At 42.6% G+C, this 13,308-nt stretch carries 12 protein-coding genes and 1 riboswitch; all 12 genes read right to left on the reverse strand.

Going from position 1 to position 13,308, the window contains the following annotated elements; all coding sequences use genetic code 11:
* Positions 1-43: 43 nt before the first annotated feature.
* On the reverse strand, positions 44-733 hold the full coding sequence (locus G593_RS0104925; protein WP_022279469.1) for a response regulator transcription factor: 690 nt from the start codon (positions 731-733) through the stop codon (positions 44-46).
* Positions 726-2,222: a HAMP domain-containing sensor histidine kinase gene (locus G593_RS0104930; RefSeq protein ID WP_022279468.1), complete on the reverse strand. Its 1,497-nt coding sequence runs from the start codon at positions 2,220-2,222 to the stop codon at positions 726-728. Before G593_RS0104930 ends, G593_RS0104925 begins: the two co-directional genes overlap by 8 nt.
* 131 nt (positions 2,223-2,353) lie before the next feature.
* A complete protein-coding gene (metK, locus tag G593_RS0104935) occupies positions 2,354-3,541 on the reverse strand; it encodes a methionine adenosyltransferase (RefSeq protein WP_029730971.1) in 1,188 nt (395 codons plus the stop codon).
* Between the two features lie 135 nt (positions 3,542-3,676).
* A riboswitch (SAM riboswitch) is annotated at positions 3,677-3,775 on the reverse strand.
* Between the two features lie 86 nt (positions 3,776-3,861).
* The gene (locus tag G593_RS0104940; RefSeq protein ID WP_029730972.1) at positions 3,862-5,154 is read right to left on the reverse strand and encodes a UDP-N-acetylglucosamine 1-carboxyvinyltransferase; all 1,293 of its coding nucleotides are present in this window, start codon (positions 5,152-5,154) and stop codon (positions 3,862-3,864) included.
* 431 nt (positions 5,155-5,585) lie between these two features.
* Entirely contained in the window at positions 5,586-6,080 is a 495-nt protein-coding gene (locus G593_RS0104945; RefSeq protein WP_005338021.1) for a shikimate kinase, read from the reverse strand.
* A 101-nt stretch (positions 6,081-6,181) separates the two neighbouring features.
* Positions 6,182-6,592, reverse strand: coding sequence for a C-GCAxxG-C-C family protein (locus G593_RS0104950; protein ID WP_005338023.1), 411 nt, complete (start codon positions 6,590-6,592; stop codon positions 6,182-6,184).
* Between the two features lie 252 nt (positions 6,593-6,844).
* Positions 6,845-7,228, reverse strand: a complete 384-nt coding sequence (locus tag G593_RS0104955; RefSeq protein ID WP_005338039.1) for a hypothetical protein — start codon at positions 7,226-7,228, stop codon at positions 6,845-6,847.
* A gap of 105 nt (positions 7,229-7,333) precedes the next feature.
* Positions 7,334-7,768, reverse strand: a complete 435-nt coding sequence (locus G593_RS0104965) for an ATP synthase subunit K (protein ID WP_005331894.1) — start codon at positions 7,766-7,768, stop codon at positions 7,334-7,336.
* A 23-nt stretch (positions 7,769-7,791) separates the two neighbouring features.
* The gene (locus G593_RS0104970) at positions 7,792-9,642 is read right to left on the reverse strand and encodes a V-type ATP synthase subunit I (RefSeq protein ID WP_005338041.1); all 1,851 of its coding nucleotides are present in this window, start codon (positions 9,640-9,642) and stop codon (positions 7,792-7,794) included.
* Positions 9,639-10,253 carry a V-type ATP synthase subunit D gene (locus tag G593_RS0104975; RefSeq protein WP_005331891.1) on the reverse strand — a complete coding sequence of 205 codons (615 nt, stop codon included), beginning with the start codon at positions 10,251-10,253 and terminating at the stop codon, positions 9,639-9,641. The genes G593_RS0104970 and G593_RS0104975 overlap by 4 nt, the downstream gene beginning before the upstream one ends.
* Before the next feature lie 12 nt (positions 10,254-10,265).
* Positions 10,266-11,561 (reverse strand): V-type ATP synthase subunit B, encoded by a 1,296-nt coding sequence (locus tag G593_RS0104980; protein WP_005338043.1) that lies wholly within the window; start codon positions 11,559-11,561, stop codon positions 10,266-10,268.
* Positions 11,562-11,572: 11 nt separating this feature from the next.
* Positions 11,573-13,303, reverse strand: a complete 1,731-nt coding sequence (locus G593_RS0104985; protein WP_005338045.1) for a V-type ATP synthase subunit A — start codon at positions 13,301-13,303, stop codon at positions 11,573-11,575.
* Positions 13,304-13,308 lie beyond the last annotated feature (5 nt).

Consider the following 13,308-nt stretch of genomic DNA (forward strand, 5'->3'; position numbering starts at 1 on the left):
GGACGTAGTACTTTGTTAAAGTGCTACGTCCCCCATTTAATTTTTATACTTTAAATCTGTATCCCACGCCCCAGATTGTCTCAATGTACTGTGGGTTTGATGTGTCTACTTCTACTTTTTCTCGGATTTTTTTGATATGAACAGTCACAGTCGCAATATCTCCGATAGATTCCATATCCCAGATTTCCCGGAACAGTTCTTCTTTTGTATATACGTGATTCGGGTGGCTTGCAAGGAATGTGAGTAAATCAAATTCTTTTGTTGTAAATGTCTTCTCTACATCGTTGACCCATACGCGTCTTGCAGTTGTGTCGATACGGAGTCCGCGAATCTCAATAATTTTATTCTTTTCCACTGCGCTTCCTGTCAGGCGGTCATATCTTGCGAGGTGTGCTTTTACTCTTGCTACCATCTCGCTCGGACTGAATGGTTTTGTCATATAATCGTCTGCACCGAGTCCCAGCCCACGGATCTTGTCAATATCGTCTTTCTTTGCGGATACCATGATGATTGGTGTATTTTTTTCTTCTCGGATTTTCCTACAGATTTCAAATCCGTCCACACCCGGAAGCATGAGATCCAGTATGAACAAGCTGTATTCATCTTTCAAGGCTTTTTCAAGTCCTGTCTCTCCGTCATTTGCAACTTCCACCTCAAATCCGCTCAGTTCCAGATAATCTTTTTCCAGATCTGCAATTGTCTCTTCATCTTCTACGATTAATATTTTACTCATTTACTGGTACCTCCTGATACTTTCTAAGCACAAAATACATGGTCGTCCCGGTATGTTCCCGGCTCGTTGCCCAGATTTTTCCACCGTGTTCTTCTATAATCTTCTTTACAATAGAAAGACCAATACCGCTTCCTCCTTTTGAGGAATTTCTTGATGCGTCCGTCCGGTAAAATCTCTCGAACACATTTGGCAGATCTTTTGATGCAATTCCTTTTCCGTTATCTTCGATTTCGACCTGAACAAAATCCCCTACATCTTTGACGCGCAAATTAATCTTTGGCTTGTCTTTATCCATATATTTTACAGAGTTATTCACAATGTTATGCACCACTCTCTTAATTTGTTCCGGGTCTGCAATAACCTTGACCTCAGGTTCTACATAATTAAAATAACCAAATTCCACATTTTTTGCCTCTAGATCCAAAGATAAATCCTCTGAGCAATCATTAAAATAATCATTCACAGATAAAATTGTGAAATTGTACGGAATACGGTTCGTGTCAATTTTTGAATAAAGAGTCAGCTCGTTGATCAGTACGTCCATCTCACTCGCTTTATTGTAAATGGTCCGTACATATTTTGCCACTTTGTCCGGAGTATCTGCCACACCGTCCATGATTCCTTCTGCATAACCTTTGATGGTCGTCACAGGTGTCTTTAGATCATGGGAAATGTTACTGATCAATTCTTTATTTTCTTTGTCAAATTTCAGTTTCTCTTCTGCCGTATTCTTCAGACGTTTTCGCATGTCTTCCAGATCCCCACAGAGCTGTCCGAGCTCGTCATCTGTCTCAACCGGCAGTTCAAAGTCAAGATTTCCTTCTTTTATACTCTTTGTTGCCTCCCGCATCTTTCCGACCGGTCCCATGACACTTCTGTAAATCCAGATGATCAGCACACATGCGGTAAATACAAGTACCAGGAAAATGCATACGATAATCTCCACGAACAGATTTTTCACTTCCGGAATCAGGCTTCCTACATTTGTCACAATAAATGCACTGCCTTCACTTCCATCCGAATACTGAAAATCAATCTGTTTTAGAAGGACTTGTGCTTTTCCTCCAAGATACATGCCATTTTCTGATGTCGTCTCGGCCGCTCCATACTCCGGGAGCTGGCTGATGACTTTCTCAGCTTTAGAAGCCTCCGTACCAATATAGGCAATCGTATCATTCTTTCTCACAAGAAGATAAGATTTTTTATCTTGCAGTTCACCATTCAGACTTTCCAGTTGTGCTGCATCTTCCATTTCTTCCGGATTTTTCCGTATCAATGCCTCCAGCTCACGATATGGCTGTTCTGTCAGCCGTGTAAGAACGGTTACAGAACTAGCCAGACTCTCGACTGTCGTATTCTTGATCCCATAATTTTTCTCAATAGAACTAAGTTGATATTTTCCAACCATACACACGAGCGCCGAAGATAATACAAGTGGAATTAATATAATTGTAAAAAACGCTACTACCAGCCTGGTCTTAAATTTCATAAAATAAATCTCCTTTTAAGTTCAGGTCTCACTCAAAATGCACTTTTGCATCTAAAATCAAGTATAGCATGAAAAAGGACGCTTCACACGAAAGCGTCCATAAACATTTCTAAAAATTTTATAAATCAATCTTACAGATAACTTTTCAGTAACTCTGCTTTGTCTGTCTTCTCCCATGGAAGATCTACATCTGTACGTCCAAAGTGACCGTAAGCTGCTGTCTGTTTGTAAATCGGTCTTCTTAAGTTCAACATCTGGATAATTCCAGCCGGACGAAGATCGAAATTCTCACGGATGATTTCAACAAGCTTCTCATCTGAAATCTTACCTGTTCCAAATGTATCTACCATGATAGATGTCGGGTGTGCAACACCGATCGCGTAAGATAACTGGATTTCACATTTCTTAGCAATTCCGGCTGCCACGATATTCTTAGCAACATAACGTGCTACGTAAGCTGCAGATCTGTCTACCTTTGTACAATCCTTTCCGGAAAATGCTCCACCACCGTGGCGAGCCATTCCACCGTAAGTATCTACAATAATCTTTCTTCCAGTCAGTCCGCTGTCACCGTGTGGTCCACCGATTACAAAGCGACCTGTCGGGTTGATGAAAAATTTTGTATTCTCATCTACCATTCCTTCCGGAATGATCGGGTCAAAAACATATTTCTTAATATCTTCGTGAATCTGCTCCTGTGTCACATCCGGATCGTGCTGTGTAGAAAGTACAACTGCATCCAGACGCTTTGGCGTACCATTCTCATCATATTCTACAGTAACCTGAGTTTTTCCGTCTGGTCTTAAATATTTTAATGTACCGTCTTTTCTGACTTCTGTCAGTTTTCTTGCAAGCTTGTGTGCCAGTGAAATCGGATATGGCATCAGTTCCGGCGTCTCATCGGAAGCATATCCGAACATCATTCCCTGATCTCCTGCTCCGATTGCTGCAATCTCTTCTTCAGACATTTTATTCTCTTTTGCTTCCAGAGCTTTGTCAACTCCAAGCGCGATATCTGCAGACTGCTCATCGATTGCTGTAATCACACCACATGTATCTGCATCAAATCCATATTTTCCACGAGTATACCCAATCTCGCGGACTGTATCTCTTACAATCTTCTGAATATCCACATAAGCATTTGTTGTGATTTCTCCCATGACCATAACAAGACCTGTTGTTGTGCATGTCTCGCAGGCAACACGGCTCATTGGATCCTGCTCCATAAGGGCATCCAGGATTGCATCTGAAATCTGGTCGCACATCTTATCCGGATGTCCTTCAGTTACTGATTCTGATGTAAATAAATGTCTTTCCATTCTCTTCTCCTTTTCATGTTCTTTACTCTTATTCTGAGATTCGCTAAAACCCTGAAAATGCACATAGCATGGCGGGTTCATTGCACAAAGAAACAGCCCACACTAAGTGGACTGTTTATATTTCATAAGCCAATCCTCTTATTGTTCGATTACTCGCTCAGGTCGGCACCTTCCCGAACCGGGGGTTGCCGCAGCTTCACAGGTCCTTTGTACCTCCACTGCTCTGAATAAGAGAAAAATATTATTATTATCTTGTAACATATATGACTTTATCGCAATACATAAGAAATGTCAATATACATATCTTACTTTCTGTTGTATTAGCTGACTTTCAGCTTGAACTTCTGAATCTCACGCTCTGTAGACACACGTTCAATGATTCCGCCGATTCCACGGATCTTCTCCTCGAAACGCTCATATCCTCTCTGGATATACACAATGTCGTCAACAATCGTGATTCCGTCAGTTGCAAGACCTGCAATGCAAAGTGCTGCTCCTGCTCTAAGATCCGGTGCGCTTACCCTTGCTCCTGAAAGCTTCTCAACACCTTCAATCGTTGCAGAATTTCCTTCTACTTTGACATTTGCACCCATTCTTGCGAGCTCGTCAAGATATTTAAAACGATTCTCGAAGATACTCTCTGTCACAATACTTGTCCCTTTGCATAAAGCCAGTGTAACGCCCATCTGTGGCTGCATATCTGTCGGGAATCCCGGATATGGTAATGTCTTCACATGTGTGCTTCTTAAGTCCCCCTTTGACACTACACGAACTGCATCGTCAAATTCCTCTACTTCGCAGCCAATTTCAAGAAGCTTTGCAATTGTTGCTTCCAGATGTTTCGGGATTACATTCAACACTGTCACATCGCCTTTTGTAGCTGCTGCCGCAAACATAAATGTTCCGGCTTCAATCTGATCTGGGATTACAGAATAATCTGTTCCGTGAAGTTTCTGAACACCACGGATCTTGATCACATCTGTTCCGGCACCACGGATATTTGCTCCCATGCTGTTGAGGAAGTTTGCAACATCAACAACGTGAGGTTCTTTTGCAACATTCTCCATAATGGTAAGTCCCTCTGCCATTGTAGCTGCCATCATAACATTAATGGTTGCTCCAACACTGACTACATCAAAGTAAATGTGCTTTCCGACCAGGCGGTCCGCTTCAGCAAGAATCTTACCATATTCAATCTCTACATCTGCTCCAAGTGCACGGAATCCTTTCAGATGCTGATCAATCGGTCTGCTTCCGATATTACATCCTCCAGGCAGTGCAACTTCTGCATGCTTATACTTTCCAAGCATAGCTCCTAACAGATAATAAGATGCACGAATCTTTTTAATATAATCATATTCAATATTGAAATCATGAATTGCTTTCGAATTGATCTTAACAGTGTGGCGGTCTGTACGCTGTACCATTGCTCCAATACCTGCAATCGCATCCAGAAGTACATTAATATCATTAACATCTGGAAGGTTCTCAATACGGACTGTCTCATCTGTCATAATTGCTGCAGCAAGAATCGCAAGTGCCGCATTCTTCGCTCCACCAATCTCCACCTCGCCTACAAGCGGGTGACCTCCCTTAATAATATATTGCTCCATAGATAACACCTCTATATATTCTACCAATATTCTCTAAAATATTATGCATCTTTCCTTCTCTCAAGCTCCTTATCCCTGAGCGAGACAAAAATGCATGGTCGAGGGACAGTATATTATATAAACTCCCCATATGTCAAGTCATATTTTTATGACATGACAATAACACGCCCTCTTATGGGTACCACAACAGTATAGCACAAAACACTTGCCACGTAAAATATTTTTTACATTTACGTAATGTTTTTGTAACATTTGAACCTGACAAGCCATGCGACGGAAGATATAGCCTGGCTGAAGGAAAGCTCGCTTTCACGGCAGGCTGGGTATATCTTGCGGTATATGGCGCTCAGCCATAAGCGAACGAACCTGTTTCGTGAGCTTCGCATGGATTAGCTATATCGAGCGAACTTGCTTCGTGAGCTTCGCATGGATTAGTTCAGACTCGCCAACACTTTCTCAATCGTTTCTTCCAGTTCCAATCCATCTTCGCACACTGTCACATCTGCATATTTTTCAAACAATTTTACACGTTCTTCGTATAAATCCTTCAATGTCTGTCCGTCACGCAGTACGACTCCACGGCTCTTTGCATTTCTAAGTCTCTTATTTATTGTTTCAAATGATACCTGCAAATATACGACTTTTCCGATTTCTTTGTAATGTTTCATTGCATTTTCACAATATACAACGCTTCCGCCCGGTGCGATCACTGTTTTTTCCGCCTCGATTTCAGCATTGATCCTATCTTCAACTTCCAGGAACCCGTCCGGTCCAACCTCCGCTATAATCTCTCTAAGAAGCTTTCCTTCCTTTTCCTGGATGACCAGATCTGTATCTACAAAATTATAACCCAGGCGCTTTGCAACAATAACACCCACGGTGCTTTTTCCAACTGCTGGCATACCTATTAAAATGATGTTATCCATGATGTTTTTATCCTTCTATTTTTGCTTTTCTTCCTTTATAATAAATGTGCTTTCATCTTTTCCTTTTATTATATACAGCCTCTAATGGACAGGTGACTTTTCTACTCGCCAAATACAACCTCCTCCAATATGCAGGCTGCATCTTTCACACAATCCGGACAGGCTTTTGCCGGCGTTCCTGTCTCGACTCCCTTTAATTCCTTACAGATTACGCTGCCGCTCTCCTCTTTGAATCTACGCACAATTTCTTTGGATATTTTATAAGTTGCCCCTTTACTTCCCGGACCACCCATTTCCACAGTACTATTCTTGGCACCGGCAATTACACAGGCTGCTGTGACAGCTCCACATGTTCCTTCCATGCCGCCCATTCCAAGGCCAAGCCCTTCTGTCAAACGAAACATCGTTTCTTCATCAATTCCAATCAGATCACAATATGCACACGCTACTGCCTGTGCACAGTTGTATCCACTCTTATGTTTTTCTGCAACTTTGTCTACTCTTGTTTCCATTCCTATCTCCTTATCTTTTCCATAATTTATAGTATATCAGCCCATCTCACGACATATGATATGCATGACTTAATTGCATTTATCCGCTTTTCCAACAAGATATGTCACTTATGCATTCCGTGTTCCTTCACTTTTAATTTTCAAGCTATAAAAGATACTGTATATTTTATCACGAATCTTTTCTTTTTCCTATCCCTTATCTTTTTCTTCTTTATTGAGAATTCTAATAATACCCGATTTTAAACAGCTAAATCAATAATATTTCCGCCTCATACTTCTGTTTTCCCGTCTTCTCTGACACAGTTCCTGATAAGTCATGACCTGGATCAGATTCTGGAGCCACTCGCCTGTTTCCTCGCCTTCTTTTGCTTCATCTTTCTTTGTTTCATCTTCTTTCGCGCGATTATAAATTCTTCTGCAAAGCAGCAGCAACTGCAGCCGGTCCGGATATTCGTCATACATAACGCTCCCCGTATACTCCAGACGATCACATTCCTCTTCGATATATGGTATCAGACGCTTTGCCGTTCCTGGATATACACTCTTCATATATTCATAATCCCTCTGGTTCTGACGCTCATCATCATATAATAGCGGCATTGGATACGCCATATAGTAAGGAAGTTTTTCATCCATGTTCATACACTCCCACAAAATTCATCTGCTTTATCATATGCAGAAAGGAAAAAAGCGGAACAACAATTGCTGTTCCGCTCAAATTTTTCTGTATTCTGTTTTTTATTAGCCTAAGAGCAGTAAGCCGAATACCAATGTGAAGAGGGCTACTGTCTCTACGATACCTACTACGATGAAGTAGTTAGCTGTACCTTTTCCGGTTGCTCCTAATGCATCAGATGCTCCAGCGGCACATTTACCCTGGAATAATGCTGAAAGTCCGATTGCGAGTCCACAGAAGATACCAACACCAAGTGCCAGTCCTGCGTCTGCTCCGCCTTCTACTGCTGATTTGATAAAGTTCATAAGAAGGAATCCGTAGATTGTCTGTGTAAGAGGTGCTCCAGCGAACGCGATCATGATGAACGGTGCCGGTTTTCCACTTGCATAACACTTTTTCCATGCTCCTACTGCTGCCTGTCCTGCAAATCCTGCACCGAATGCTGATCCTGAAGCAGATAAACCAAGTGCAGCTGCCATTCCAACAAATGCTAAATTCATAATTTTTCTCCTTTAATTAAATACTATTTAATAATTTTATCGTTTACTTTAAATGGTTCGTATGCAATTCCTGTCCACTCCAGTCCTGCCTGTCCTGAGAACTCCAGAACATTCAGTCTGACACCGTGTACTACGACTGACAGGAAACACATGATAATATTCAGTCCGTGTCCGATAAGTACAACTACAACAGCGAGAATAATAAGCGGTCCGTGGAATCCTGCTGCGATTCCGTTAAAGCTCTGAGAAATGGCAAGTCCTGCCATACCTACTGCGAACAGACGGATATAACTCATTACGTTACCGAAGCAGCTGATCGTATTCAGGAATACGGTAAACGCATCTGCAAGACCAGCTTTCAGTCCCTGTGCGAATGTACGATCCGGTGACATTGCACCGAAGAGAACAACGAGTAAAAATGCTACACCAATCATTGCAAATACCGGTGTGATGTTAATGCTCTCTCCGATTACCAGATAAAGTGATAATAAATACATTGCTACAATTGCTACGAGCCAGCCAAGGTCTGCAACCCAGCTCAGGTTCTTCTCAGCAATCTTTTTCTTAATAGAAATCAGACTACCAAGCGCCATCTGAATTGCTCCTACAGAGAATGAGAACTTCATAATCGTGTTCTGCTGTGCAAGAGCTGTAACTCCGAAGTAATCCGGATAGTTTGCAAAGCTTGGAATTACCAGTGCTTTCAGGAACGGAACATTCATTGCTGACTCCATTCCGAACCAGGTACCGGTAATCGCTCCCCATATAACGGTTGCAATTGAAAGTACAAATAATAAGTAAACTATGTTGCTATATTTCTTTTCGCCTTTTGTCTTCACTGCAAATACTATTGTTCCGATCAGAATCAGCATACCATATCCGGCATCACCGATGATCATTGCAAAGAACAGTGTGAAGAACAGGAAGAACCAAAGCGAGATATCAGACTCTCTGTATCCCGGAAGGATTCCTAAGATGTCAAATACCGGCTGGATCAGTCCGGAGACTTTTCCGTATTTAACTTTCGTAGGCACCTGATCGTCGTCCTCTGCTACGTCTTCCTGCGCCCAAGCCCATTTATTTGCTGAAGCCGCTTCTTTGAATTTTGTAAGGTCTTCCTCTGGAAGATATCCTGAAATCCATACGAAATCCTCATCACTTTCTGCGGTCTCACTTGCGGAAGAATAATTCTCCTCGTTCTGAGCTTTGAGCATCTGAGCCTGAAAACTGGCATCATATACAGCAGCTTTTTTAAGGATCTCGTCGCACTCTGCGTTCTGACGCTGGCACTCCTCAATCTCTTTTGTAAGTTCACTGATTCCTTTTTCCGGAATTGCGAACTCTGCTGCCGGAATTGTTGCCGGTAAAGCTCCGATTACAGCAACGGTATCCATCTTATCAATAGTAGCAAGACGGATCATCTTAACTTCCGGATCCTGCTCAGCCATCTCAAATTCATTTTTTGCCAGACGGTAAAAATGAAGATCATACCCTGCTTCTTTTAATTCTTTTAATTCAGCCGGTGCGAAATCGCCCCATGCTTTTACTCGTTCTATCTCTGCACCTGCTGCACTCATTTCCTGGGACAGCGCTGACTTTTTGTCTAGTGCTGCAAGCACGCCCTGATACATCTCTTCAAACTGTTCGTCTGAAAGGATCGGAGCTTCTTCTTTCCCCTTGGATTTTTTTTCCGGCGCATAGTCTAATAATACTCCGGCAGTCTTAGAAAGTGTTGTAAATCTTTCTGACGCTGCGCGTGCCGGACTTTTCTTCTCTGCCAGATGCAGAAGTCCGAGATCCCGAAGTCCATCGAGCATCTCATCTTTCTTGGAGACGGATGACACGACATAGACCATTTTCATCTTTTCAATCATTTTGCCGCCTCCACAAGTTTTTTCTTTGAAATCTTTCCGCGAACAACTGCCGCTGTCTGCTGATCTCCAAGGAATACACCGATCACACGGATATTCTCCTTTGCCTCCGGAATCTTAACTTTCTCGAACAGATTTACTCTCTGAGATGTAGCACGAAGCTCATTCTCAAGAAGTGTTTCCTGTTTTCGAAGTGTAGATACCAATGCATCCAGACGAGCAATCTCACGAAGTTTTACAATTGCAGTATCAACCCACAAAGGATAGTCGTCAACATCGTAAACAATGTCTTTAAATGTCAGCTCCTGAAATGTTGGAACCGTTACACCTGCGATGTTCTCATTCTTACAGATAACTGTCTCTGGCTGTACCAGGTGATCGAGTTTTTTCTCTTCATCGAAGATTTCATTCTCCGCGAAAACTGCAACCCAGTCATCCAAGTCTCCAATCATCTGAGCACGTTCGACTTCCTTCTGCTCCAGTTCAGCTTTCGTCTTCATAATTACCGATTGCAACTGCTGTTTTTTAAGCTGCAGAGTAGGAAGATAGCGCTGATACTGTTTCAGGTGGTCTTTCTGCACCTTCTGCTCATTTTTTGTAAGTTTGATAGCCATCAACTACTCCTTTTAGTTTAATGCCTCTTTCTTTGGCCATCTTTCTTTCAGAAGACTTGTCTTCAAACCAGTCTCATTTGGCTCGAAGCACTCTGCAAGAATTTCCCAACCAAGATCAAGTGCATTTTCAAGTGGGATATTAACACTAAGGTCCATTAATTTTGTTTCGAACAATTCACCGTATTTCAGGAGTTTCTCGTCCCATTCACTCATAAGGAATCCCATGGATTTCTTCTCGAGAGCTTCCTTGTACTGTGAGTACAGACGAATCATACCATCCATCAGTGCACGGTGGTCATCTCTTGTCTTACCATTTACGTTCTGTTTCAGACGTGAAAGAGAACCGAATGGCTCGATATGTCCATTTTTCAAATAATACTGACCTTCAGTGATATAACCTGTATTATCAGGTACCGGATGAGTTACATCATCACCTGGCATTGTTGTAACACCAAGGATTGTGATAGAACCTGCACCCTCGATATCAACCGCCTTCTCATAACGAGATGCAAGGCAACTGTAAAGGTCTCCCGGATAACCACGGTTTGATGGTACCTGTTCCATCGTGATAGCCATCTCTTTCTGTGCATCTGCGTAGTTTGTCATGTCAGTAAGAAGTACAAGTACTTTCTTTCCGGCAAGAGCGAACTGCTCTGCAACAGCAAGAGACATATCTGGAACCAGTGTACACTCAACGATCGGGTCAGCTGCTGTATGAATAAACATAACTGTGTGGCTCATTGCTCCACCTTTTTCAAGTGTATCGCGGAATGTAAGGTAATCGTCATATTTCAGACCCATACCTCCAAGTACGATAACATCTACTTCTGCCTGAAGAGCGATACGTGAAAGTAACGCATTGTAAGGCTCACCTGAAATAGAGAAAATCGGGAGTTTCTGGCTCTCTACCAGTGTATTGAACACGTCGATCATCGGAATACCTGTACGGATCATATTCTTAGGAAGAATACGTTTTGCAGGGTTAAATGAAGGTCCACCGATCGGAATCATGTTCTCTGTAAGTGCCGGACCGTGATCTCTTGGAACTCCTGCTCCGTCAAATACACGTCCGAGCAGATGCTCTGAGAAGGAAACCATCATAGGTCTGTCAAGGAAACGAACAGAATCGCTGGTTCCAACACCCTGTGCACCTGCAAATACCTGAAGAGATACAATGTCTCTGTCAAGTTTAATAACTGTCGCGTAACTGTCACCTACTAAAGCAAGGTCGCCAAGACGAACACCTTCTGCTTTAACAGTAACAACGTTACCGACGATTGATTCAATTTTTGTATATACTTTCTGCACTTTAGAACCTCCTACTCAACTGCTTTTGACTTGTAGAATTCCTCAATCTTCTTCGCCTGCTCATGGTATTCTGGTGTCTCAAAGACAGTACCATGCCAGTCAAGGAATTCCTGTCTCAACTGGTTGAAGAAGCTTCGAATTTCATTCTTGTCTTCCAAATCATAGGACGCCATTAATGCTTCATAAAGTTTATCGAATTCCTGTCTCTGTCTCTCCGGTGGGCATGCTGCGTCAATCGGATCGAATGAGTTCTGCTGAAGATATACAGCATCAAGAAGTTCGCCTTTCTGATAAATGATGTAGTCTTCTGCGGATGTTCCTTCCTCACCAACTACCTTCATCATCTGATTGATCTCGTTTCCTCTTGTAAGGATTGCACGAGCCTCTTCGATACGTCCCATATCTACAACACCGGTATATTTAGACCATGAATCCATCGGATGGATTGCAGGGTATTTACGAGCATCTGAACGCTCTCTTGAAAGTCCGTGGAATGCTCCAACTACCTTCAGTGTTGCCTGTGTTACAGGTTCCTCAAAGTTACCACCGGCTGGTGATACTGTACCACCGATTGTAACAGATCCGACTTTACCATTCTTAAGTCTTACTTTACCAGCTCTCTCATAGAAAGAAGCGATTGTAGACTCAAGGTAAGCCGGGAATGCCTCTTCACCTGGAATCTCTTCCAGACGTCCTGACATCTCACGCATCGCCTGTGCCCAACGGCTTGTAGAATCTGCAAGAAGAAGAACGTCAAGTCCCATCTGTCTGTAGTACTCTGCAAGTGTTACGGCTGTGTAGCAGGAAGCCTCTCTGGCCGCTACCGGCATGGAAGATGTATTACAGATGATGATTGTTCTTTCCATAAGAGATCTTCCTGTCTTAGGATCTTCCAGTTCAGGGAACTCTTTCAGAATCTCTACAACCTCACCGGCACGCTCTCCACAAGCTGCCACGATAACGATATCTGCCTCACCATTCTTTGCTTCCATATGCTGAAGAACTGTCTTACCAGCTCCGAAAGGTCCAGGAACGCAGAATGTTCCACCTTTTGCTACCGGGAGGAATGCGTCTACACAACGAAGCTGTGTTACCAGCGGCTCGTCCGGACGAAGTCTCTCATCATAGCATTTTACAGCCTGTTTGATCGGCTGTGAGATTACCATGCTGAGTTCTTTCTCCTCACCTTTGCTGTTTGCGATCACGCAAATTGTTGCTCTTACATTATAAGAGCCTTTTTCTTTAATAGATTTAACTGTCCAGTCACTACCTTTCAGTGTGAACGGAACCATAATTTCATGTTTAAATAATCCTTCAGGAACACTACCGATTGAATCTCCTGCTTCTACGGAATCTCCAACTGCTACAGATGGTGTGAACTCCCACTCTCTATCTGGAATAGGATCAAGATACACACCTCTCTCAAGGAAGAATCCACACTGCTCTGCAAGATCCGGCAACGGGTTCTGAAGTCCATCAAATACCTGGGTTAACAGACCTGGTCCAAGTTCTACGCTCATCAGCTCACCAGTAAACTCTACCTGATCTCCGACTTTGATACCATTTGACATCTCGTAGATCTGCATGCTGGCAACACCATTGTTGATTCGGATAACCTCTCCTTTAAGACGTTTTCCATCAACAAGAATATAAGCAACTTCGTTCTTATGAACTGCACCATCAAAGCTGACATTTGCCAGGTTTCCGTTAATACCAGTTACATATCCTGTTACTGTTTCCATCAATT

Origin of the sequence: Dorea sp. AGR2135 (assembly GCF_000420885.1) — a bacterium.
GTDB classification, from domain to species: domain Bacteria; phylum Bacillota; class Clostridia; order Lachnospirales; family Lachnospiraceae; genus Dorea; species Dorea formicigenerans.